This is a genomic window from Candidatus Palauibacter sp. (assembly GCF_965237495.1).
Lineage (GTDB): Bacteria > Gemmatimonadota > Gemmatimonadetes > Palauibacterales > Palauibacteraceae > Palauibacter.
Window position 1 is genome coordinate 3,093,503 of sequence record NZ_OZ250143.1, and the last position, 23,069, is coordinate 3,116,571.

General features: G+C 69.3%; 22 protein-coding genes and 1 pseudogene. 15 read left to right on the forward strand and 8 right to left on the reverse strand.

Annotated elements, in window-relative coordinates:
* Positions 1-79: 79 nt before the first annotated feature.
* A complete protein-coding gene (locus ACPXY0_RS13560) occupies positions 80-1,159 on the reverse strand; it encodes a hypothetical protein (RefSeq protein WP_423925407.1) in 1,080 nt (359 codons plus the stop codon).
* A 91-nt stretch (positions 1,160-1,250) separates the two neighbouring features.
* On the opposite strand from ACPXY0_RS13560, the gene ACPXY0_RS13565 reads away from it, so the two are divergent.
* Complete coding sequence (locus tag ACPXY0_RS13565) at positions 1,251-2,006, forward strand: 1-acyl-sn-glycerol-3-phosphate acyltransferase (RefSeq protein WP_423925409.1); 756 nt, start codon at positions 1,251-1,253, stop codon at positions 2,004-2,006.
* Here the strand turns inward: ACPXY0_RS13565 and ACPXY0_RS13570 are convergent.
* Together ACPXY0_RS13570 and ACPXY0_RS13575 are read right to left on the reverse strand one after the other, a co-directional pair.
* On the reverse strand, positions 1,999-3,342 hold the full coding sequence (locus ACPXY0_RS13570) for an amidohydrolase family protein (protein WP_423925411.1): 1,344 nt from the start codon (positions 3,340-3,342) through the stop codon (positions 1,999-2,001). The genes ACPXY0_RS13565 and ACPXY0_RS13570 overlap by 8 nt on opposite strands.
* A gap of 1 nt (position 3,343) precedes the next feature.
* Positions 3,344-4,513: a mechanosensitive ion channel family protein gene (locus ACPXY0_RS13575; protein WP_423925413.1), complete on the reverse strand. Its 1,170-nt coding sequence runs from the start codon at positions 4,511-4,513 to the stop codon at positions 3,344-3,346.
* A gap of 131 nt (positions 4,514-4,644) precedes the next feature.
* Between ACPXY0_RS13575 and ACPXY0_RS13580 the strand changes: the two genes are divergently transcribed.
* The 3 genes from ACPXY0_RS13580 to ACPXY0_RS13590 all read left to right on the forward strand — a co-directional run bounded on the left by ACPXY0_RS13580 (position 4,645) and on the right by ACPXY0_RS13590 (position 6,853).
* On the forward strand, positions 4,645-5,199 hold the full coding sequence (locus ACPXY0_RS13580; protein WP_423925415.1) for a DUF411 domain-containing protein: 555 nt from the start codon (positions 4,645-4,647) through the stop codon (positions 5,197-5,199).
* Positions 5,200-5,253: 54 nt separating this feature from the next.
* On the forward strand, positions 5,254-5,685 hold the full coding sequence (locus ACPXY0_RS13585; RefSeq protein ID WP_423925417.1) for a DUF4440 domain-containing protein: 432 nt from the start codon (positions 5,254-5,256) through the stop codon (positions 5,683-5,685).
* Between the two features lie 106 nt (positions 5,686-5,791).
* Positions 5,792-6,853, forward strand: a complete 1,062-nt coding sequence (locus ACPXY0_RS13590; RefSeq protein WP_423925419.1) for a cation diffusion facilitator family transporter — start codon at positions 5,792-5,794, stop codon at positions 6,851-6,853.
* Here ACPXY0_RS13590 and ACPXY0_RS13595 read toward each other — a convergent pair.
* Entirely contained in the window at positions 6,850-7,176 is a 327-nt protein-coding gene (locus ACPXY0_RS13595) for a hypothetical protein (protein ID WP_423925421.1), read from the reverse strand. The two genes, ACPXY0_RS13590 and ACPXY0_RS13595, sit on opposite strands and share 4 nt — an antisense overlap.
* Before the next feature lie 503 nt (positions 7,177-7,679).
* The gene (locus ACPXY0_RS13600; protein WP_423925423.1) at positions 7,680-10,175 is read right to left on the reverse strand and encodes a PBP1A family penicillin-binding protein; all 2,496 of its coding nucleotides are present in this window, start codon (positions 10,173-10,175) and stop codon (positions 7,680-7,682) included.
* A 165-nt stretch (positions 10,176-10,340) separates the two neighbouring features.
* Between ACPXY0_RS13600 and ACPXY0_RS13605 the strand changes: the two are divergent.
* Positions 10,341-11,339 (forward strand): annotated as a pseudogene (locus tag ACPXY0_RS13605) (TonB-dependent receptor domain-containing protein); the annotation flags it as partial.
* A gap of 28 nt (positions 11,340-11,367) precedes the next feature.
* Positions 11,368-11,949, forward strand: coding sequence for a TonB-dependent receptor (locus tag ACPXY0_RS13610; RefSeq protein WP_423925425.1), 582 nt, complete (start codon positions 11,368-11,370; stop codon positions 11,947-11,949).
* Here ACPXY0_RS13610 and ACPXY0_RS13615 read toward each other — a convergent pair.
* Together ACPXY0_RS13615 and ACPXY0_RS13620 are read right to left on the reverse strand one after the other, a co-directional pair.
* Complete coding sequence (locus tag ACPXY0_RS13615; protein ID WP_423925427.1) at positions 11,946-12,734, reverse strand: WD40/YVTN/BNR-like repeat-containing protein; 789 nt, start codon at positions 12,732-12,734, stop codon at positions 11,946-11,948. The two genes, ACPXY0_RS13610 and ACPXY0_RS13615, sit on opposite strands and share 4 nt — an antisense overlap.
* A gap of 266 nt (positions 12,735-13,000) precedes the next feature.
* Positions 13,001-14,002: a threonine ammonia-lyase gene (locus ACPXY0_RS13620; protein ID WP_423925429.1), complete on the reverse strand. Its 1,002-nt coding sequence runs from the start codon at positions 14,000-14,002 to the stop codon at positions 13,001-13,003.
* 278 nt (positions 14,003-14,280) lie between these two features.
* Here ACPXY0_RS13620 and hisG point away from each other — a divergent pair, with 278 nt between their 5' ends.
* From hisG to hisD, 6 genes are all read left to right on the forward strand, one after another.
* Positions 14,281-15,156: an ATP phosphoribosyltransferase gene (gene hisG / locus ACPXY0_RS13625; RefSeq protein WP_423925431.1), complete on the forward strand. Its 876-nt coding sequence runs from the start codon at positions 14,281-14,283 to the stop codon at positions 15,154-15,156.
* Positions 15,153-16,157 carry a pyridoxal phosphate-dependent aminotransferase gene (locus ACPXY0_RS13630; protein ID WP_423925433.1) on the forward strand — a complete coding sequence of 335 codons (1,005 nt, stop codon included), beginning with the start codon at positions 15,153-15,155 and terminating at the stop codon, positions 16,155-16,157. The genes hisG and ACPXY0_RS13630 overlap by 4 nt, the downstream gene beginning before the upstream one ends.
* 70 nt (positions 16,158-16,227) lie before the next feature.
* Positions 16,228-16,881: an imidazoleglycerol-phosphate dehydratase HisB gene (hisB, locus tag ACPXY0_RS13635; RefSeq protein WP_423925435.1), complete on the forward strand. Its 654-nt coding sequence runs from the start codon at positions 16,228-16,230 to the stop codon at positions 16,879-16,881.
* Positions 16,878-17,558, forward strand: coding sequence for an imidazole glycerol phosphate synthase subunit HisH (hisH, locus tag ACPXY0_RS13640; RefSeq protein ID WP_423925437.1), 681 nt, complete (start codon positions 16,878-16,880; stop codon positions 17,556-17,558). Before hisB ends, hisH begins: the two co-directional genes overlap by 4 nt.
* Positions 17,552-18,319, forward strand: coding sequence for an imidazole glycerol phosphate synthase subunit HisF (gene hisF, locus ACPXY0_RS13645; RefSeq protein WP_423925439.1), 768 nt, complete (start codon positions 17,552-17,554; stop codon positions 18,317-18,319). The genes hisH and hisF overlap by 7 nt, the downstream gene beginning before the upstream one ends.
* Positions 18,316-20,940: a histidinol dehydrogenase gene (hisD, locus tag ACPXY0_RS13650; RefSeq protein ID WP_423925441.1), complete on the forward strand. Its 2,625-nt coding sequence runs from the start codon at positions 18,316-18,318 to the stop codon at positions 20,938-20,940. Before hisF ends, hisD begins: the two co-directional genes overlap by 4 nt.
* Here hisD and ACPXY0_RS13655 read toward each other — a convergent pair.
* Positions 20,891-21,340: a hypothetical protein gene (locus ACPXY0_RS13655; protein ID WP_423925443.1), complete on the reverse strand. Its 450-nt coding sequence runs from the start codon at positions 21,338-21,340 to the stop codon at positions 20,891-20,893. The two genes, hisD and ACPXY0_RS13655, sit on opposite strands and share 50 nt — an antisense overlap.
* A gap of 183 nt (positions 21,341-21,523) precedes the next feature.
* Here ACPXY0_RS13655 and ACPXY0_RS13660 point away from each other — a divergent pair, with 183 nt between their 5' ends.
* The 3 genes from ACPXY0_RS13660 to ACPXY0_RS13670 are packed head-to-tail and all read left to right on the forward strand — an operon-like array spanning position 21,524 to position 22,906.
* Positions 21,524-22,111 carry an RNA polymerase sigma factor gene (locus tag ACPXY0_RS13660; protein WP_423925445.1) on the forward strand — a complete coding sequence of 196 codons (588 nt, stop codon included), beginning with the start codon at positions 21,524-21,526 and terminating at the stop codon, positions 22,109-22,111.
* Positions 22,104-22,583, forward strand: a complete 480-nt coding sequence (locus ACPXY0_RS13665; protein ID WP_423925447.1) for a hypothetical protein — start codon at positions 22,104-22,106, stop codon at positions 22,581-22,583. The genes ACPXY0_RS13660 and ACPXY0_RS13665 overlap by 8 nt, the downstream gene beginning before the upstream one ends.
* On the forward strand, positions 22,580-22,906 hold the full coding sequence (locus tag ACPXY0_RS13670) for a YbjQ family protein (protein WP_419940311.1): 327 nt from the start codon (positions 22,580-22,582) through the stop codon (positions 22,904-22,906). The genes ACPXY0_RS13665 and ACPXY0_RS13670 overlap by 4 nt, the downstream gene beginning before the upstream one ends.
* Positions 22,907-23,069: the final 163 nt, after the last annotated feature.

Sequence of the window (23,069 nt, forward strand, 5' to 3'; positions counted from 1 at the left end):
ATCGGGGTTCGGGCGTCGAAGATGCGGGGGCGGCGGTCCGAATGCCACCTGGGAGTCCGCCGAATCCGCGAGCTCGAAGCTAGTTCGAGCGGATGTGTCGCAGGGTCCCGCCGAAAGGATTAACGCCGACGGGATATCGGGCCTCGACGGTTCCCGCACCGTCGTCTCCCACCTCGATGACGGCGACATCCCCGACCCCCGAGCTCATCACGTAGAGCCGGCGGCCGTCGGGCGAGAAGAGCGGGAACCCGGGGCCGGGCCCGAGCGTGACGTGTCCCGCCACCTGCCGCGTCTCGACGTTGATGATGGCCACGTTCTCGGTGTCGTTCCGGGTGGACGCGGCGAACCGTCCGTCGGGCGAGACCGAGATGCGGCCCGCCCCCCAGCCGCCCGTATCGATCGTCTCGACCACCTCGTCGGTCGACGTGTCGATCACGGTGACCGTTCCATCGTAGTCCGAATGTACCCACGCTTCCCCGCCCGGCGTGAAGTCGACCCCGACCGGTCCGCCGGGCACGTCGATGATCTTCACGATCTCGTCGGTGCGCGTGTCGATCACGACGACGCGGTCATCGTCCCGGTGCGGGTAGTAGAGCTTGTCGCTCCGGGGGTCGACCGCGAGGAAGTGCCCGCCCTCCAGGAGGAGATCGATCTTCCCGCTCACTTCACCGCGCGACACATCATACACCACGATCCCCGGCACCTCTGACCACTCCACGCCGATGTACAGCTTCGTCCCCGCCCGGTTGAGCGCGACGCCGTGCGGGAGCGCCGACCGGTTCGTGATCATTTCGGACCCGAGCTGGCGCTGCTCCGGAGCACGCTGGAAGTACTCCGACTCGATCCTCCCCCTCTCCTCGAAGGTCTCGCCGTCGAGGATCACGATGTACGGGGGGTTCTGCGGGATGGCCACGAAGATGGTGCGTCCGTCGGGCGCTGCGACCGCTTCGTGCGGCTGGTTCCTGGCCGTGAACTGATTCACGATGCGGCCGCTCGCCGGGTCGAGTTCGTAGGCCGTGAAGTCGGAATGGCTGAGCGCGATGATCGTGTGATCCTGGGCGGCGGCCGATACGAACCCTCCGGACGGAACCCCCGCGATCACCGCGAGGATCAGCGATCTCAGCGACACAACGAGCGGCTTCGGCAAGATTCGGGACATCCGGTTCCTCCCCCCGTGCGGGCGATGTCGGCTCCCGGCCGGCCGGCGGTGCCCTTGACCATCCGGCGATTCCGAAAGCACACTGCGCGAAATGCGCAGCTATATCGTCTTTCTTCTTCTCCTCACGATCAAGGCCGCGAGCCGGATCTTTTCCAGGGTTCGGCTGGAGTGGGTCCGTGAGGTCGACGAGCCATGGTCCGGCCTGCGCGTGCTCGCGCTCCTCAACCACACGAGCCTGTTCGAGCCCGTACTGCTGTCGATCGTACCCAACCGCCTGCTCTGGCGGATCGCCGCGCACGGGGTCGTCCCGGTCGCCGACAAGACGGTCGCGCGCCCCGTCGCCGGCCGGCTGTTTCGACTCATCGCTCGCGAAGTCGTGCCGGTGACGCGCGAGCGGGACGACACGTGGACCGAGGTGCTCGACCAGATCCGGGATCCCGAGGCGCTGATCATCATCTGCCCGGAAGGGCGCATGAAGCGCCGGACCGGGCTCGATCTCTCCGGGAATCCGATGACGATCCGCGGCGGAATCGCCGACATCCTCGCTTCGAGGGAGGGCGGACGGCTGCTCATTGCATACAGCGGCGGGCTTCACAACATCCAGGCCCCCGGCGAGCGCTTCCCGAGGCCGTTTCAGCACGTGTGGCTGGGCGCGGAAGTCCTCGACATCGCGACGTACCGCGAGCGGCTGGCCACCTGGTACGGCGCGGACTCGTTCAAGGCCGGGGTCATCGAGGACCTGACCCGGCGTCGCGATGCCTATTGCCAGAGCCTCGCGCAACGCAGGACGCCACGCCGCCCGGGCGCTCGTCCCGCCGGATCGCCTTCAGCCACCGAGATCAGTTGAAGCGGACGCGCTCCCAGCGGCCGTCCGACCCCAGGCTCCACGCCCGCCCCCCGATCACGACCAGCGAGATCCGGCTCGCATTCCGGATGTCGGCGAGAGGATTCGCTTCGAGCACCAGGAAATCCGCCCGCTTGCCGAGTTCGATGGTCCCCCGTTCGTGCAGCTGACCGAGGGCGGTCGCCGCGTTGCGCGTCGCCATCCCGATGACCTCCAGTTCGGGGATACCGGCCTCCACGAGGAGTTGCATCTCGTGGTGAAAGCCGCTCCCCCAGTCGGTGGTTCGGGGGGCGTCGGAGCCGACGAGCATGCGGACGCCGTGCCCGTGCAGGGTTCGGACCAGGGCCTGAACCCTCGGCCACGCGGCACGAAGCTCGGCCCGCTCGACCTCGGAGACCGACGCGCATGCGGCCGTATCGGGGGCGCAGTCGAGAGGCGCCGCCGCGCTCGCGAGGAGCGGGGCCAGCGTCGCGTCGTTCGACAGCAGAGCGGTGACGGCGCGGTCCACCTCCGGGCCGTGCGACTCGAGACGCTCGAGCCAGTCCGCATGTGTGCGCGGCCCGCCTCCGGCCGCCAGCGCCTCGAAACCGTCCCGCTCCGCTTCCGGGAGAAGATCGGGATCGCCGGACACCAGCGGGCTCGCCACGGCGGCTCCGGCGCGGAGGGCGAGCAGCCACCCCTCTCCGCGGCGATCGGCCCACACGGGCAGGTCCGCCTGCCGCGCGGCGCGGGTGATCCCGACCAGCCATTCCGCGGGAACATTGGGGGAGACGGAGATGAAGTCCGCTCCATCCCGCGCCTGGCGCTCCACCTCCTGGATGGCCGCGGCCTCCGACTGAAGCCGCACGCCGGACGCCTCGCCCCCGGCGTCCAGCACCGGCCCGCCGATGTAGACGGAAGGGACGGGATCCTCCCCGAACCCTCCGCGCCCCCGCGCCTGGAAGAGATCCAGCGGGACTGCCCCGTCGCGTACGCCCGTGATCCCGAACGCGAGGAGGGCGTGCAGGTCCTCCGTCGTGCGCGGCGAGGCCTGGACATCGATGAACCCCGGGAGGAGGTAGCTCCCCGACAGGTCCACGACCATCGAGCCCTCCGGGACGACCATGGAGCCCTGAGTTCCGACGCCGCGGATAAGCGCTCCCGTGACGAGGACCGCGGAGGAGGGTCGCGGGGGTCCCCCACGGCCATCGATGACCGTCACGTTGACGAACAACTCGGACCGGATACCCGGGAACGGGTCCTGGACGACCCCCGCGGCTTCGACCGGGAGGGTCGGGGCGCCCAGCAGCGCCGCGGCCGCCACGATCCGCCATCCCGCCGCCGGGCTTGTTCCGCGCATCTCAGGCACCGCCGGAGTCAGAGCCGCCAGCGGGCGTCGAGGCGACACGGGGGTTCGAGACGATACCGGCGTTCGAGCCGTCGCCGGATCGGATATACAACTCCCGCCGCGGATAGGGGATCTCCACGCCGGCCGCAGCGAACGCCCGCAACGCCCGTTCGCTGATCTCGTCCGCAATGCTTCGCCGCGCCCGTGCGTCCAGAATCCACACCCGCAGTTCGAGTTTCACCTCCGACGGTCCGAAGCCGCGCGCGATGACGATCGGCTCGGGATCTCCCTTCACTCCGTCGACCGCGTTGGCGATGCCGACGAGCAGTTCCTTTGCCCGGTCGATGTTCGAATCATACGCGACGGAGAACGGGATTCGGAGCCGGATGTCCTCGCCGGACATCGTGTAGTTGGTGATGTCGCGCTGCATGATCTGATTGTTGGGGACCACGATGACGAGGTTGTCCGGATTGCGGATCTTCGTGGCCCGCAGGCCGATCTCGATCACGTCGCCCCATGAGCCGGTCTCGTTGGGCGCCGTCCACAGTTCGATCCGGTCTCCCACCTGGAACGGCCGATCCACGATCAGCAGCACACCCGCGATCAGGTTCGAGAGCGTGTCCTTGGCGGCGAGCGACAGCGCGAGCCCCATGACGCCGGCCCCGGCGAGCAGCGGCGCGACGTTGATGCCCAGTTCGGAGAGCGCGAGCACGACGCCGAGCGTGACGATGACGAAGCGGACAGCCTTGTTGATCATCGGGAGCGCCGTCTTGTCGAGCGATGTCTCGGTGCGGGAGACGACCTCGCTCTCGATCGCCGTCAGGAGGTCCCCCACGAAGCGGCTGAGCGGGAAGAACAGGACGCCGATCCAGATCGCATGCACCCACTGGGCTAACGTGGGCAGCCCCCAGATGCCCAGCAGGCGCCAGATCGCCCACGCTCCGCTCGACAGGAGCAGGACCTGGCGAAGCAGTCGAACGGCCAGGTCATCGAGCTTTGTCGCGGTACGCGTCACCCAGTTTCTCTGCGCGCGGCCCAGAATGGAGCGCGCCACCACGTAGACGACGCCGGCGATCAGCAGCACAACCAGGCTGGGCAGCCAGCGGGGAGCGGTATACGCGACGACCTGGCTCCACCACTGGACCAGGTCAATCGAACTCAGGTCGAATCCAAGTGTCTCCATCACGCCTCGCTGTTCTCACGGGTCGCACGCCGGTCCCCCCGGTTCACGATCCGGTCTCCCAATGGTACCGCCGCGCGCGCGCTGCGGGTAACTTGCGGTAGCAAGCGGCAGGAATCGAACCAGGAGCGAAGATGTTCGAGAAGATGTTCCGAGGGATGTTCGCGGCGGCGGTGCCCTGTGTGGTGCTGGGCACGGTGCTGATCGTCACCGGTTGCGCGCCGGAAGCCGCGGCGGAGTACGCGGAGAAGGCGGAGAACACGGTCGTGGCGGATGGCGGTGCCGGCGACGCGACGCTGGCTGCGGCCATCGCGGATGCTCCGACGATCAAGGTCTACAAGTCCCCCACCTGCGGGTGCTGCGCCCTCTGGGTCGACCACATGCGGGAGGCCGGCTTCGAACTCGACGTCGAGGACACCGACGACATGGTGGGCGTGAAGGTGGACGCGGGCCTGCCGCTGCAACTTCAGTCCTGTCATACGGCGCTGGTGGGTGACTACGTGTTCGAGGGGCACATCCCGGCCGAAGTTATCGCCCGCTTCCTCGCTGAGGCACCGTCCGCGCGCGGCCTCGCCGTGCCGGGCATGCCGGTGGGCTCTCCCGGTATGGAGTTCGGCAATCGAGTCGACCCGTACGACGTGATCCAGTTCGACGCTGAGGGCAAGACGTCGGTCTACGAGCGTCGCTAGGGTCCCGTGATCCGTCGAAGGGCGCCGAACCGGTGCCTCCGGGTCGGGCTTCTGGTGTCCTCCGTTCTCGCGCTGGCGACTGTCGCCCCGGGAACGGCGTGGGCTCAGGACGAGGAGCAGGAGATCATCGACACCCTCGTCGCGATGTGGGCCGCGATCGAAGCGGGCGACCTTGACGCCTACGCGCAGTACGTCCACCCGGACTTCACCGCTTTCGGGGAGAACGACGCCTATCTCGCCGAGGGCAAGGGTCTCGAGTTGAGGAGTTACGGGGACTATCTGAACCGAGCCCGTGACGTCCACACCGAGATGCATCAACCTCAGGTCACGGTCCGGGGCGATGTCGCATGGATCACCTACTATTGGACCGACTCCGGCCGCATCGGTGAGGAGCGGTTTACGAGCCGGGGGAAGTCCACCCGGATCTTCGTGCGCGAAGGGGGTCGCTGGCTCTGCATTCACGGGCACTACACCGCGGTCCCTTGACCCCAGCTGACATCCCTCCCTTACGGGGGGGCAGGGTTTGTCAAACGCCGGTTCGGGACGGTAGTTTCCTTCTCCCAACAGATCCGGCGTTTACTCATGGATGGTCATGGTCTCTATGAACTCCAGCGACGGTCGTGACGATCACGGGCATGACCACGACCACGATCACGGGCATGACCACGATCACGACCATCACCACGGCCACGGCCATGATCACGACCATAGCCACGGGATCTTCAGCGCCCACGACCACTCGGAGGAGCTGAGAAACGCCAGCAAGCGGGACCTGACGCTGGCCCTGGTGATCATCGCCAGCTTCATGTTCGTCGAGGTGATCGGAGGCATCCTGTCGGGAAGCCTGGCGCTCATTGCCGACGCGGGGCACATGCTCACCGACGCGGCTTCCATCGGCCTCGCGCTGTTCGCCGTGCACTTTGCGACGCGGGCCGCCTCGGTGCAGCGCACCTTCGGTTACCACCGGCTCGAGATCCTCGCCGCCCTCATCAACGCCCTCACGCTGTGGCTGATCTCCGCCTGGGTGATCTTCGAGGCCTACCACCGCTTCCGGGAGATACCGGAGGTCGAGGGAGGGCTGATGCTGGTCGTCGGGGCCCTCGGACTCCTCGCGAATCTCGCCGCCGCCTGGGTACTTCACCGGTCCGCGAAGCACAGCGTGAACGTCGAAGGCGCCCTGGCCCACGTCATCGCCGACCTGCTCGGGTCGGTCGCGGTCATCATCTCCGGGGTGCTCGTGTGGGCCTTCGAGTGGCACATCTCCGACCCGATCCTCAGCGTCCTCATCGGCGTGCTGATCCTGCTCAGCACGTGGCGCCTGCTGGCGAAGGTCGTACACGTGCTGCTCGAAGGGACGCCGAAACACGTCGATGTATACAGCCTCTGCCACCAGATCGAAGATCTCGACGGAGTCACCGTGATCCATGATGTCCATGTGTGGACGCTCGCACCGGGCTACGACGCGCTCACCGCGCATGTGCTGGTGGATCCCGAACACGAGGGTGATACTGCGAGGCTGCTACACGAAATTCAGGAGATCGCCTACGAGAAGTTCAATCTCCAGCACATCACGGTACAGGTGGAGGGCACGGCCAAGCGCTGCAACGAAGACCACCACGTCGATCACCTCGTCGCCACCGCGCGACCGCACTAGAAGGAGGCTGACTCATGGGCGGACACGATCACGCCTGCGAAAGTCACGACCACGAGCACGTACACGGCGAGGACTGCGGCCACGAGGCCGTGGAACACGACGGACACACGGACTACGTAGTCGACGGCCACCTGCACCACGCACACGGCGACCACTGCGACGACCACGGCCCGGCGGAGGGCCACGGCCACGACTGCGACGGTCACGACAGCGATCACACGCACGGTGACGGCTGCGGTCACGAGGCCGTGGAGCACGACGGCCACACCGACTATGTCGTTGACGGGCACATGCACCATCAGCACGGCGACCACTGCGATCACCACGGACCCGTCGGGCGGGACTGAGCCCGGAATCTGAGTGTTTCAGCTGATAGCAGCGCTCGTCGCGCCGGCCTTCGGCGTCGTTCTCTATGTTGTGCTGCACCGAAGGCCGGGCACGATCCGGGTCATCGACACCATCGTCTTCGTCGCGCTGCCCCTCCTGATCGCCTGGCAGGTGTTTCCCCATGTCTGGCTCGAGCGCCAGATCGGGCCCCTCATCGCGGTCGGGGCCGGTATCGGCCTCCTCTACCTCCTTGAGAAACTCTCCAAGACCCTGGCTCGGCACACGGACAACGCAACGATCGCGCTTGGGGTGCTGTCGCTGGTGCTGCACGCGCTCCTGGAGGGCGGCGCCCTGCTGGTCGGGACATCGAGCGCTCCCTTCACGTCCGCCATCGTCCTCCACCGCGTCGCCGTCGGCTTGCTGATCTGGTGGCTGCTCGAACCCCGGCACGGAGTTCGGGGGGCCCTGACCGGCGTTGCGGCGATCATGGTGGCGACGGTCATCGGGGCTCTGGCGGGGACGGAAGTGCTGCCGGACGAACATGCCGTTCTCGAGATCTATCAGGCCTTTGTCGGCGGCTCACTGCTGCATGTGGTCCTTCATCAGGGGCGCCGGGACCACCAGCACGGCCCGGGTCACGCCCACGTCTGAAGTTTCTCGCGTCGTCGGTGATCACCGGCGACGCGGGAGACAGCGTGCGGCGGCGCCACGGACCGGGGCGGTAGCCGCAGTAGGCTTCGGGTGCGGTGCCTGCCAGGAACAGTTCGGGCTCACCTCGACACCCCCACCCGGCGCGCCGGCCCGTCGCAGGTTCGATGTCGACCCATTCCACCCCTTCGGGGAAGCGGAAGTCACGACCACCCCCCGGTCCGAGAACCCGAATCAGGAAATCCGCAAAGATGGGCAAGGCCGCCCTTGACCCGGGGAGACCGACACGCGCTCCATCGTCAAAGCCCACCCAGACACCCACGGCCAGTTCCGGCGTGTAGCCGACGAACCACGCGTCGCGGGACCCGTTGGTCGTGCCCGACTTGGCCGCGACCGGTCCCCTGTATCCGGCTTCGAGTACGCCGCTCCCCGTCCCCTCCTCGACGACGCCCCGCAGAGCCGAGGTCACGAGGTACGCCTCCGCGGGCGTGATGACGGACTCGCCGGCTCGCGGACGCTCGCGGACGCTCCGGCCCGACCGGTCGAGGACGCCTCGGACGGTGCGAGGAGAGGCCCGCCTGCCCTCCGCCGCCAGTACGGCGTAGGCTCCGGTCAGTTCGAGCAGCGTGACTTCGGACGCTCCCAGGGCGAGGCTCGGGTAAGGGGCGAGGGGGCTCTCGATCCCGAGCCGGCGGGCCGTCTCCACGATCCGCTCCGGCCCGACCTCCAGACCCAGACGAGCGAAGGGCACGTTCCGCGACCCGACGAGCGCGTCGCGCAGGTTGATCGGGCCGAGAAACGCGCGGTCGGCATTGGAGGGCCGCCAGACGCCGACCGGCGTTTCGAGCTCGAGCGGCTCGTCCCGGAGGACGGAAGCCAGAGTGTAGGGGGGATCAACCCGTGGATCGAGGGCGGCCAGTGCCACCAGCGGCTTGAATGCGCTCCCGGGCTGCCGTCGGGCGTCGGTGGCGCGGTTGAACTGCGACGCGCCGTACGAGCGGCCTCCGACCATCGCCAGCACTTCGCCCGTAGGCGGGTCGATGGCGATGAGGGCCGCCTGGAGGGGCCGGGGTTGCCTCGTGAGGCGGGGCTGGAGGCGCTCGAGCCGCCGAAGCCCGTCGGACACCGCCCGTTCCGCGGCACGCTGCAGTTCGGGCACGAGGGACGACACCACGGTGAATCCGCCGCCGCTCACTTCGAGCGCGGGTTCGCCGGAGGCCAGCTCCCGTCGCACGAAGTCCAGGTACCAGCGGGCATCCATCTCCCGGATCGCGGGCATCCGAATATCGACCGCGGCCCTCAGCTCGTCCTCGAGTCGATCGCCGTCGATGTGCCCCAGGGCGTGCAACTGTCGCAACACGACATCGCGCCTGGCCCGGGCGCGCTCGGGATGGCGGTGCGGCGCATATCTGCTCGGCCCACGGATGATCCCGACCAGGAGCGCCGACTGTCCCAGCGTCAGTTCGGCGATGTCGCGGTCGAAGAAGAACTGCGCGGCCCTCCCGAAGCCGTGGATCCCGGCGCCGCCGTTCTGGCCGAGATAGATGTGATTCATGTAGGACTCGAGCAGGCGGCGCTTCGGAAACCGCCGTTCGAGAGCGACCGCGATCGCGGCTTCCCGGAGCTTCCGGAAGACCGTGCGGTCGGTCGACAGGAAGAGGGTGCGGGCGAGTTGCTGGGTGATCGTGCTCCCACCCTCGGCCACCCGGCCCTGGCGTAGATTCGAGAGCGCCGCTCCCGCGATCCGGCGGGGATCCAGCGCGCCGTGGTCGTAGAAGCGGCGGTCCTCCACCGTCAGGAGCGCATCGACCAGGTGGTCGGGCACCTCATCGAACCGCACCACGACCCGGTCCCGATTGCGGTCGCCGGGCGCCTTCCCGATGACCTCGGGATCGAGGAGAAGGCCGGCGAGGTGGGGCCCCTCGGCACTCCGGATCGCGGAGATGCGCCCGTCGCGCCGGAATCGTATGCGCACGCGAACGCCGGGATCAAACATGCCCCCGAGACGAATCGCTCGGCGGCCCACGAGAAGTTCCCGGCCGTGCGCGCCGTACTCTCCGGATTCCGGCGTGCCACCCGAAACCCTGCGGTAGCCGGCTCGGTCCAGGTAGTCGATGACGCGCTGCGGGTCGACGCGGTCGCCCGGGTGGAGGAACCACGGTCGCGCGACGATGCTCGTTGGCGAAATGGAGTTGCGCGCGTCGAACTCGCGGGCCACCCGCGCTTCGAAGGCAAGATAGCCGAGGCCGGCGGCGAGGATGGCCGCGGCAAGAAGCACGAGCCACCGACCCCTGGGCCTCTTCCCTCCCGACGGGAGCCATCCCCGGGCCTTTCTCCTGTGTCTCATATCGCCTGTGATGCTCCGGGAGGACAGAAGGTTTCCACCACCGTCTCGTGGTTGCCCGTCACGGTGACCCCGGCCTAAGATCTGGTGCTCACCATTTCAGCCTTGGTCCCCACGCGCCCTCCCGGTCAGACAGGAGGGAGGGAAGGGCAGACGCCTCCGAGTCTCATGGAGGGCCTTCTCTCCGTGCGCTGGAGTTCGGCGACAGCCGAGCGGAGCCTGGCGGGGCACGTGGACGGTGGGCGGGGATCGCTCTCATACCATCTCGGAGGCCTCTACCGAAAAACGGACGACTACTCCATCCCCGGGCATCCGGAGGCCAGCTACGAGCCGACGGATCCTCACGAAGGACACGAAGAGCACGAGCAAGACGAACATCAGGGCGCGGAAGACGAGGGCATCCTTCCGAACTCGTCGGCGGAGACATCCCGTCTGGTGGCCGGTCTCTCGTATGTCCACCCGGCGGGGTTCTTTGGCGTGTCCGTCTCCGGCTACGACACGGAGTACGGGATCCCGGGCGGTCATCTTCATCCCGGGGAACCGGTGGATCACGGCGAGGACGGCCAGGACGAAGCGGATGTCGGGGATGTCGCCGTCGACCTTACGCAGCGTCGAGTGGACCTGGAGGGCGCCTGGCGCTTCGGGGATTCGTTCGCGCGACGCATTCGTGCCCGGTTCGGGGTGTCAGACTACGAGCACTTCGAACTGGTTGACGAACCGCACGAAGGCGTCCATGAACTCGAAACCGAAAAGTACAACAACGAGTGGGAAGGCCGGCTCGAGCTGGAGCACGGTCTCGGAGACCGCGCCAGCGGGTTTGCCGGGTTGCAGGCCCGAAAGCGGGATTTCGAGTCCTTCGGGATCGACGCGCTCACGCCGGCGACCACGACGACCCAGATCGCGGCCTTCCTGTACGAGACGATCGACGTATCGTCAGCCATCCGCATCGAGGCGGGAGGACGGCTCGAAGCCCAAACGGCGTCCGCGCCGGGGCTGGAACGCTCACACACCGCCGCAGCCACGTCGCTCGGCGCCGTCATCCAGGCCTCCGAAGCGGTGGAATTCCTCTTCAGCGGGTCGCGCTCCGTCAAACTCCCGGTGGCGGAAGAACTGTTCTCCCATGGTCCCCATCTGGCCACCCTCACGTTCGAGGTCGGGGACCCGGACCTGGAGCCGGAGATCGGCATCAGCCTGGATGCCGGCATCCGCCTGGGCGCCGATCGTGTGCGGGGGGTCGATCAACCTCTTTTCCAACTCCTTCGACAACTTCGTCCATCAGAGATTCTCGGGAGAGGAGAGGGACGGTCTGCCCGAGGTCATCTGGTCTCAGGCCAGCGCCCGGTTCACCGGCTTCGAGACCGAGGTGGAGTTTCATCTCCGCCACGGCGCGGAGCCGGGATACCACGTGACCCTGGATGCGCTGCTCGATTACGTGCGGGCGGAACAGACCGAGACCGGGGACCCGCTCCCGCGAATCCCGCCGTTGCGCTTCGGTCTGGGGTTGAACTACGAGACGCCGCGTTTTCGTGCCCGGCTGGATGCGCGCCGGACCACGGCGCAGGAGCGCGTCGCCGAATTCGAGGACCCGACACCGGGCTACACGATGGTCAACGCGCGGCTGCACTACACCATCGAACACGGGCGTCTGGTCCACGGCATCGTGCTATCCGGGCTCAACCTCACCAACGCGGAGGCGCGCAGTCATACGTCGTTCCTGAAGGACCTGGCGCCGCTGCCGGGACGCAACATCCGCCTGTTCTACCAGTTGGGGTTCTAAGACGTAGTTCCGCCCTCCTCGGACCAGTTCAACTGCACGATCCGACCCTGGGGCCCAACGGTCCAGGCGGTCGCGCCCGCCGCACCCACCGCCCAGAAGCTCCGGTCGTCGAGGAGGGTCCAGCCGGCGCCGGCATCGGCGCTCGATGCCAACCCGTTCGGGCCGGCCGCGAGGAGGAGCGTCGAACGCCCGATCGTCAGGATGGCCGATCCGTACACGGCACCGGGGAACGGAGGCGATCCAACCAGCCGCCAGGTCGCCCCGCCGTCGGCGGTCTGGACGGCGTTGGCCGTGAAGGTGTCAGCCTCGGAGAGGTCCCCACCCAACACGTAGCCGGTGTCTGCGTCGGCGAACGCGACCGTGAACGCCCCGGCTACGTCGCCCGCCACGATCGGTAGATCGAACGCCCGCCACGTGGCGCCGTAGTCATCCGTATGCAGGACCCGTGCGCGGTCGCCGGCGCCGGTGCCGATCCACGCCCGTCCGCCGGCGCCAGTCGCGACGCAGGTGCCGCTCGCGGCGAACCCTCCTTCCGATCCGGCCGGGGGCGGGAGACGACCCGGATCGACCATGCGCCAACTCTGCCCGCCGTCCTCCGTCAACAGGATTCGCAGACCCCCGTCCACCGCGTCTCCGTAGGCGACGCCGCGGCACTCATCCCAGAAATCGAGACAGTCGTAGAATCCAGCAGGTTCGGGGTTGAGCCACGAGAGGCGCCACGATCCGCCCCCGTCCGTCGTCCGGTAGATGCGCGACTGTTCGCCGGGACCCGCGCTCAGGATCACGGCGCGGTCGTCGTCGAACGCGTGAACGTCGCGGAACTGGAGCGAGTCGAGCGTCTCTACGTGTCGCTGCTCCCAGGTCTCTCCCCCATTCCACGCTTCTGAGGACCATGCCCTCGTGGCCGCTGACCCAGATCACGCGCTCCGACGGCGCGCTCACCGCCTGCAGCAGGGCCGCCGTTCCGCTCGCCGGTTCGCGCGACACCTGGGCCGCCGCCGGATCCGCGGACCCGCAAGACCGGCGAGCGCCAGCGCCACGGACCGACGCCTCACCCGGCCGCCCGGATGTGCGTGGCGAAGGTGTCGAGATCGATGTTCGAGCCCGAGAGGACGAGCCCCACGCGCCGCCCCTCGAGTCGGTCGCGCAGAGGTCCGCACGCGGCGGCCAACGGTGCGGCGGAAGCGGGCTCCGTGACCACCTTCGCGTCCAGGAAGAGGGCCCGCATCGCGGCGCGAATGGCGTCATCATCGACCAGCACGACATCGTCCACGTACCGCTGGACGAGCCCGAACGTGTAGGGTGCGGCGTGGGGGGCGCCGAGGCTGTCGGCGATCGTGTCGATGCGGTCGAGCGCCACCGGTTCGCCGGCGTCGAGGCTGCGGCGCATGGAGTCGGCCCCGACCGGCTCCACCCCGTACACATGGCAAGTCGGCGCAAGCTGTTTCACGATGCTCGCGGTGCCTGAGATCAGCCCGCCCCCTCCGATCGGAACCACGAGGGCCTCGAGCGAGGGCAGTTGTTCGACGATCTCGAGGCCGACCGTGGACGTTCCCAGGACCGTCGCCTCGCCCTCGAACGGATGGACGCTGAGCCGGCCTTCCTCCCTCTCGATCTCCTCCATGCGCGCGAACCCGCTCGCGCCGTCCTCCGCGAACTCGATCTCCGCGCCGAAGTTCCGACACCGCTCGACGCGGGCCGGGTTCGCCGAGGAGAGCATCACGACCTTGGCGGAGGTGCCCACGGCCCGCGCCGCGTAGGCCACGGAGATCGCGTGGTTCCCGGCGCTGACCGCCGTGACCCCGCGGGCCAGCGTCGCCGCGTCCGCCCGGAGCACGTTGTTCAGGGCGCCCCGGACCTTGTAGGAACCGGTACGCTGAAACAGTTCCAGCTTGAGGAAGACTTCCGATCCGGCGGGCAGCGGCGCGACGCCGCGGTCGGGGACCCAGCGTCTCACCGAAGTCCGTTCGATCCAGGGCGACACGCGTAGTCGGGTCTCGCGACTCTGTTCGGGCGTCGGTCCCCCCAACTCCCCTGCCATGGGGTCGGCCATCGTATTTCCGCGGCTGACGTGGTTCGGGAATCCGGCGCATGCCGGCGCGACCCGACAAGGATACGCGCTTGACAGGCACGCGACAGCGTGCGATCCTCTGCGGCCATGACGAACACGCATCCGTTTTTCGGCCATTATTTTTATTACCGCCCGCGCGGAGGCCGGTGATCGTCTAGCTCTATCCTGAACCAAGGTTGCGAACGATCGATGCCGGCCCGGGGTGGCCGGCTTTTTTTGTCGCTGCCTCCCCGCCGGTGTCGGCCCGCAGATCCGACAAGATGACACACGAGACAACCAGGCTGGCCCTGCCCAAGGGGCGCATGCAGGCAGGCGTGCTCGAACTGATGACCGCCGCCGGCGTGCGTGTGGACATCGGGGAGCGCCGTTACCGCCCGTCCATCTCCATGGCCGGCTTCAGCGCGAAGCTGCTCAAGCCGCAGAACGTGGTGGAGATGCTCCACGCCGGATCGCGCGACGTGGGTTTCGCGGGGGCGGACTGGGTGGAGGAACTGGACGGAACGCTCGTCCAACTGCTCGACACCGGACTCGACCCGGTGCGCGTGGTGGCGGCGGCTCCCGCCACCCTGGCCCGTTCGCTGGTCGAAACGGGTCTGGAGCCCGGCATCCCCCTCACGGTCGCGTCGGAATACCGGCGCCTCACGTCGCGCTGGATCGAGGCGCGGGGACTCGCTGCCACGCTCGTCCGCTCGTACGGCGCAACTGAAGTGTTCCCGCCGGAAGACGCCGACGTGATCGTCGACAACACGGCCACGGGCGCCACGCTGGAGGCCAACGGTCTCGAGATCGTGGATGAACTGCTGTCCTCCTCGACCCGTCTGTACGCGAACCCGCGCGCCCTCGACGACGCCCGGCATCGCGAGCGAATCGAGAATCTGGTCCTGGTGCTCGAGTCGGTGGTCGAAGCCCGGCGCCGGGTCATGCTCGAGCTCAACGTGGACGCGGGGCGGCTGGACGATCTCGTCGGCATCCTTCCCTGCATGCGGAAGCCGACCGTGGCCCGCCTGCACGGAGACGAGGGATACGCGATTCGCGTCGCCGTGCTGCGTGAAGTGCTGCCGGCGCTGATCCCGCGGGTGAAGGCGCGCGGCGGCACGGATCTCGTCGTGACCGCGCCGGGGCAGATCGTCGTATGAGCGGGGCTGCGGTGGCGATGCCGGCGGAGGAGTCGCTGCGACTCGATCACAACGAGCGCCTCTTCCCGGCGCCCGAACTCGTCCACCTCCTCGGCCGGGTGCCCGCGACGACGCTGACGCGGTACCCCGAGGCGAAGGGGCTGGAGCGACGCCTGGCCCGGAATTGGGAGCTCGGGGCCGACCGAGTCCTCGTCACGGGCGGCGCGGACGACGCCATCGACCGCATCTGTCGCCGGTATCTCGCCGGCGGCAGGGAGATGGTCACCGTCGTGCCGACCTTCGAGATGATGCCCACGTTCGCCCGGCTCGCGAGCGGGCGCGTGTGCGAGATCCCGGCGATGGACGATCCCGTTCCGCTGGAACCGACGCTCGACCGGCTCGGGGAACGGACGGGACTCGTCACCGTGATCTCGCCCCACAATCCCACCGGCGGGGTTGTTTCGGCGTCGCGCCTGCTCGAGTTGTCCGCACGACTGCCGGCCGACGCGATGCTGCTCGTCGACCTCGCGTACGTCGAGTTCGCGGATTCCGATCCGACGCCCGCGCTCCTCTCCCGTGACAACATCCTCGTCGTGCGGACGCTCTCGAAAGCGTGGGGACTCGCCGGGCTTCGCGTGGGCTACGTGTTCGCGTCGCGCACCGCGATCGCCGAACTCCGGGCTTCCGGCCCTCCGTTCCCCCTCTCGGGCCCGTCGATCTGGCTCGCGGAGCAGGCGCTGGAGCTGGGAGACCGGGTCACGGCGGGGTACGTGGCGGCGGTGCGGTCCGAGCGCGACAGGCTCCCCGTCTCACTGCGGGAGGCGGGGGCCGCGCCCTTCGCCTCGGAGGCGAACTTCGTCCTCGCTTCCACGGACAGGGCGGCGGCGCTGCATCGCCGGTTCCACCGGTTCGGGATCGCGGTGCGCCTCTTCCCGGATCTCCCGGAGCTGATCCGGATCACGCTTCCCGGAGACGAGGCGACCTTCCGCCGCCTTCTCTCCGTACTGGAGGGGTCGCGGTGAGGCGGCATCTCGCACGGTCCCGGCGCGGGCGGGCGGTCGAGGCTTCGACGAACAGCTGCAGAGGATTCCGATGAGTACGAACGGTGGAGAGGCCCCCCGCACGGGGGAACGATCGCGGCGGACGCTCGAGACCCGTGTCGAGATCCGGGTCAACCTGGATTCCCGCGGACCCGGCCACGTCGACACCGGGTTGCCCTTCCTCGATCACATGATTGGGGCGGCAGCCTTTCACGGCGGGATGACGCTGGAACTCCGCGCCCGGGGGGATCTGAACGTCGACGACCACCATACGGTGGAGGATTGCGGGCTCGTCTTCGGGGATGCGCTGCGGGACGCGCTCGGGGAAAGGAGCGGAATCCGCCGCTTCGGTTACGCCTACGCGCCGCTCGACGAAGCGCTCGCGCGGGCCGTCGTGGACCTCTCGGGCCGGCCGTTCGCGAGCGTGGACCTCGGACTTCGGCGCGAGATGCTGGGAACCGTCGCGACCGAGAACCTGTCGCATTTCTTCGCTTCGGTCGCGACGGCGGCCCGGCTGACGCTTCACCTCGACGTGATTCGCGGAGACAACGACCACCACCGCGCGGAGGCCGCGTTCAAGGCGTTCGGGCTGGCGCTCGGCGAGGCGGTCGCACGACGCTCCACGGCGGGGATCCCGAGCACGAAGGGTGTCCTCGGCTCGGGCGGGGACTCGAGGGTCGAGGCGCTCGAGACGGTGTCCCGATGAGCGCCGCGCGCGTGGCGACGGGAGGGTACGAGGTCGGCATCGTCCCCACCGGGGTGGCGAACCTGGAGACGGTCGTGGCCGCGTTCCGGCGGCTGGGGAGGACGCCCCGCGTCCTGGACTCGGCGACCGACATCAGGGACGCCGAGTACGTCGTCCTTCCGGGCGTGGGGTCGTTCGCGGACGGCCTGGCCGAACTGCGGCGGCAGGGATGGGACGAGGCGCTGCGCCGGCGGATCCGGGAGCTGCGGCCCACACTCGGCATCTGTCTCGGGCTGCAGTTGCTGTGCGAGTGGAGCGACGAAGCTCCCGGCATCCCCGGGCTCGGCTGCGTCCCCGGCCGGACGGTACGGTTGGCGGGAGGGTGCCGCGTTCCGCAACTGGGCTGGAACCGGATCACGGCCCCGGCCGACGCCGTCTTCCTGCGCTCAGGCATCTTCTATTTCGCCAACTCCTATCGACTGGAAGCGGTGCCGCCCGACTGGACCGGCGCGATCGGCCTCCACGGGACCCGCTTCGTGGCCGGGCTCGAACGAGGCGGCGTACTGGCGTGCCAGTTCCACCCGGAGTTGTCGGGGAAGACCGGCGCGGCCCTGCTGGGCCGATGGCTCGAGCAGACTCCGGCGGCCGAGGCGCACGACGGGAGCCGGACGCGGGTCCGGCTGGCGGCCGCATGCTGAACGTCCGCGTCATCCCCTGCCTCGACGTGAAGGACGGTCGGGTCGTGAAGGGCATCCGCTTCGCCAACCTCGCGGATCAGGGGGACCCGGCCCGACTGGCCCGACGCTACGAGCACGAAGGGGCGGATGAGATCGTCATCCTCGATGTCTCGGCCACCGCGGACGGGCGCCTGGCCCGGTCCGAGACGATCGGCCGGGTGCGGGACGAGATCTCGATCCCTCTCACGGTCGGCGGAGGCGTGCGAACCGCGGAGGACGCGCGGGACCTCCTCCTGGCCGGGGCCGACCGGGTCGCGGTGAATACGGCGGCCGTCGAGCGGCCCGCTCTCCTGTCGGAGATCTCGGCGCGCTTCGGGGCCCAGTGCGCGGTCCTCGCGCTGGACGCTTCCGGCTCGGCACCGGACGCCTGTTCGAGCGGCTTCGAGGTGCTGACCCACTCCGGCCGCAACCGCACCGGGCTCGACGCGGCGGAATGGGCTCGGCGGGCGGCGGAACTGGGCGCGGGCGAGATCCTCCTCACGAGCTTCGACCGCGACGGGACGCGGAGCGGCTACGACCTGGCGTTGATCGGGGCGATCCGCCGGGTGGTCCCGCTCCCGATCGTGGCCTCCGGCGGTGGAGCGAACCCGGGCCACATGCGCGCGGCGGTCGACGCCGGCGCGGACGCGGTGCTCGCGGCGTCGATCTTCCACCAGGGCGACTGGTCGATCGGCCGGCTCAAGGATCGGCTGCAACAGCTCGGCGTCGCGGTGCGGCGATGATCGTCCCGTCGATCGACCTCATGGGCGGGCGGGCGGTGCAGCTTCGGCAGGGCTCGAAGCTCGAAATCGACGCCGGCGATCCGCGGCCGCTGGCGGAGCGTTTCTCGGTCGCGGGGGAGATCGCCGTCATCGACCTCGACGCGGCGCTCGGCCGGGGTGACAACGCCGCAGTCATCCACGAGTTGCTTCAGCTCGCGCCGTGCCGCGTGGGCGGCGGCATCCGGTCGCGCGAGGCGGCCCTCGACTGGCTCGACGCCGGCGCGCGGCGGGTGATCCTGGGTACCGCGGCGAACCCTGAAGTGCTCGACGGACTTCCCCCGGAACGCGTGATCGCGGCGCTCGACGCCCGCGATGGCGAGGTCGTCGTCGAGGGATGGCGGCGCGGGACGGGGCGCGATGTCCTCGGCCGGATGAGGGAACTCGACGGCCTCGCGGGCGGCTATCTGGTCACTTTCGTCGAGGTCGAAGGCACGCTCGGCGGGATCCCTCTCCAGCGCGTGCCACCGCTCCTCGAGGCGGCGGGATCGGCCCGGATCACGGTGGCGGGTGGCGTCCGCGAGAGTTCGGAGATCGCCGAACTCGACCGGCTCGGCGCGGACGCCCAGGTCGGGATGGCGATCTACAGCGGTCGCATGAAGCTCGCGGACGCCGTCTCCGCGCCCCTGACGTCCGACCGCCCCGACGGGTTGTGGCCGACGGTGGTGGAGGCTGTGGACGGCCGCGTCCTGGGTCTCGTGTGGTCGAGCCCGGAGAGCCTGCGGGCGGCCATCGAGGAGCGGCGGGGCATCTATCAGAGCCGCTCGCGGGGGCTGTGGCGGAAGGGCGAGACATCGGGCGCCACGCAGGAACTCGTGCGCGTGGCCGTCGACTGCGACCGCGATGCGCTGCGCTTCACGGTGCGGCAGCGCGGCCCGGGCTTCTGCCACACCGGCGCCACGAGTTGCTTCGACTCCGTCGTGTCCCCCGGGCTGATCGGGCTCCCCGGACTCGAAGCCCGGCTCCGCGAGCGACTCGGCGCCCCGGAGCCCGGCTCCCTGACCGCTCGGCTCGCCCGCGATCCGGCGTTTCTGCGTGGAAAGCTCGTCGAGGAGGCGGACGAACTCGCGACGGCCGGGTCGAAGGGTGAGGCGGTGTCCGAGTTCGCCGACCTGTGCTACTTCGCCCTCACCCGGCTGCTGGAGGCCGGCGGGTCGCTCGAGGACGTGAGTCGCGAGCTCACGCGCCGCGCGCTCAAGGTGCGGCGTCGGACCCCACGGCCGCCGGCATCCCCGACCGGGCAGCCCGCCCGCGCCCCCGCCGCTGGCGCGGCGGCGGACGGCATCCTGCCATCAATCGGCCTCGAGGAGGCCGTGCGGGCCGTGCGCTCGGTCGCGCGCGACCCCGAGGCGCTCCGGGTCGCCGGCGCGATCCTGGACGATGTCGAGCGGCGGGGCGAGCCCGCGCTGCGCGAGCACGCCGAACGGCTCGGCGATCTCGCGCCCGGCGACGAACTGCTCATCGACCGGGCCGCTCTGACCCGGGTCCACGACGCACTCGACCCCGGGGTCCGCGGTCTGCTGCGGCGCGTGGCGGACAGGATCCGCGCGTTCGCCGAGGCCCAGTTGGCCTCCGCATCCGATGTCGACACCCCCGTCGCGGGCGGCCGCGCCGGACATCGGCTCGTTCCCGTCGAGACCGTCGGTTGCTACGCGCCGGGAGGCCGCTTCCCGCTCCCTTCCTCCGTGCTCATGACGGCCATTCCCCCGCGCGTGGCGGGGGTCGGGTCTGTCTGGGTCGCCGCGCCGCGCCCGACGCCGGCGATGCAGGCCGCGGCCCTCATCGCCGGCGCCGACGGCGTGTTGGCGGTCGGGGGTGCGCAGGCGATCGGGGCGCTCGCGTTCGGGGTCGGCGGCGTGCCCCGTTGCGAGAAGATCGTGGGGCCGGGCAACCGCTTCGTCACCGCCGCCAAGCGGCTCCTCTACGGCCGGGTCGGCCTCGACACCATCGCCGGTCCCTCCGAGCTGCTCGTCGTCGCCTCGCCGGACGCCGACCCGGCGCGCGTCGCGGCCGATCTGCTAGCCCAGGCCGAACACGACCCGGACGCCGTCCCGCTCCTGTGCGCGTTCGACGAATCGACCGTCGAGGCGGTGCGCGCCGAGGCCGGGCGGCAGCTGGCCACGCTCCCGACCGCGACGATCGCGCGCCAGGCCCTGGCGGCCGGTGGCGCCCTCCTCGCCGCCGACGCCGACGAAGCCGCCGCGATCTGCGACGCGGTGGCGGCGGAGCACCTCCACCTGCACGGAGAATTGGCCGAGTCGCTCGCCGGGCGCGTCCAACGCTACGGATCGCTCTTCCTGGGCGGGGCCACGCCCGAGGCCGCGGGAGACTACGGGGCCGGACCGAACCACACCCTCCCCACTTCGGGCGCGGCCGCCTTCGACTCCGGTCTCTCGGTGTTCTCGTTCCTGCGCCGGCCGTCCTGGCTGTCGATGGCGCCGGAAGACGACGCCTACGAGGGCCTGCTTCTGGACACGGCCGCTCTCGCCCGGCTGGAGGGCCTGGAGGCGCACGCGCGCTCGGCGGAACTCCGGCTCACGTCGACCCCCCGGGAGGAGTTCGGCCAGCGGGTCCAGGCTTCGTGAGACCATCCAGAGCACGGTCCACCGCGTCCTTCGTCGACGCCGTCATCCCCCCGCGCTCGTATTCCTGCACGACGAGCCGCTCCAGGCGGTCGACCAGCACATCCATTCCCGGTCGCGGGGGTGACGCCAGAGCCTCCGCGTGCCTGGCGGCGCCGAACAGGTTGATCCAGTACTCCGTCCGCTGGCCGAGCTCCAGCAACAGATAGAACTGTTGGCCGGCTCGGGGCCCCAGCCCCAACAGGTCCAGCAGGGCTATGGCCAGCGACGCCGGAATGAGCGCCGCGTCCCGGAGTCCATCCAGGAACAGCTTGAGCTGAAACACGCCCACGTCCCGCATGAGGGTCCAGCGTGACGGGACCACCTCGGGCCGCAGGGTTGCTCCGACCGGAAACTCGTTCATCCTGTGTCTCGATCCTGTGTTTCGGTCCTGTGTTCGATTCCCGGATCCTCGGGCGCGGCGCCGCGCCCGCCACCGGCGGCACATGCGGCGAATAAAGCTCGCGGCTTCGTGTATTCTTCGCGACGCGAACAGGTCAGCGAGGGATGCCCACGGCAATGGGAGCCACATTTGAACAGCTCGGAGGTGACTGACCGGACGCTCGTTCTTCGCGCGCAGAGCGGCGAGCGAGCGGCCTTCGGCGAACTCGTCACACGATACATGCAACGTGCCTACTATACGGCGCTCGGTCTGGTGGGGAACCACGCCGATGCACTCGATCTCTCTCAGGAGGCCTTCGCCAGGGCCTTCCGCGCCCGAGCCACGATCGACGCCGAGCGTCCCTTCTTCCCGTGGCTCTATCAGATCATCCGACGGCTTTGTTTCAACCATACGCGCGACCAGCGGTCCTGCCGCCAGAAGCTGGAGAAGGTCGGAAGCTGGCTCGCCGATACGACGATGGGAGCGCAGCCGCTCAGTCCGGAAAAGGCGGTCGAGCGCGCCGAGCTGCGCGACCGGGTGGCGGCGGCCATCGAGCGCCTTGCGGAGCGGGAGCGCGAGGCGCTCGTGTTGCGCGAGTTCGAGGGGCTGCGCTACCGGGAGATCGCTGAACTGCTGGGGATTCCCATCGGAACCGTGAGGTCCCGCCTCTACCGGGCGCGGCGGTCCCTGGCGCGTGAGATCGAGACCGCGCGGGCCCGGCCCGTCCGGCGGGAGGCGCGCGACGATGGATGACACGATGGAGGAAGGGAACGGGATGCCGCCCGAAGAGCGAGTGCGCCATCTCATGATGGCCGAAGTGGACCGGGAGATCTCGGGGAAGGCGCGCCTCGAACTCGAGTCGGCGCTCGAGGCCGACCCGGATCTTCGCGACGAGTTGGAGACGTTTCAGCGCCTGAAGGAGGTCACCGACACCATGACTCCGTTGAAACCCCCCGGAGAGACCTGGGACAACTACTGGGAGCACGTCTACCGGCGGCTCGAACGCGGCATCGGCTGGGTCCTGGTCTCGCTGGGAACCATCACGGTGGGGACGTGGGGGCTGTGGACCCTCGTGAGGGAGGTGATTCGTGACACCACGATGCCCGTCTATGTTCGTTGGGGCGTGCTCGCGCTCGTGGCCGGTCTCGTGATCCTCTTCGTGTCCGTGGTTCGCGAGCGCCTGTTCCTGCGGAAGAGTGACCCGTACAAGGATCTGGTCCGATGATCATTTCTTCTCGAAACGACCTTTCCGGACACCGGATCGTGGAGGAGTTCGGGCTGGTCCGCGGGAGCACGATTCGGGCGCGCCACCTGGGCCGAGACATCCTGGCGGGCCTGAAGAGCGTGGTCGGAGGCGAAATCCAGGAGTACACGAAGATGATGGCCGAGTCGCGCGAACAGGCGATCGACCGCATGGAACGGGAGGCGGCCGACCTCGGGGCGAACGCGATCCTCTGCGTGCGCTTCTCCACAGCCTACGTGATGGGCGGAACGGCCGAGATTGTGGTCTACGGCACGGCCGTGAGAGTCGAGAAGGACGAGGCATGACCGTCGGAAGAACGGCCCGCCGCCGTTTCGAGGGCCTCGCCATCCCCGGGACGCTGGGCCTGTGGACGGCCGCCGGGTGCGCGCTCTCTACGCCGGCGCTGGCGCAGGAACCGAACACCGGCGTCGAGGGCAGGTGGGCCGGGTCCGTTGTCCTGCCGACGGG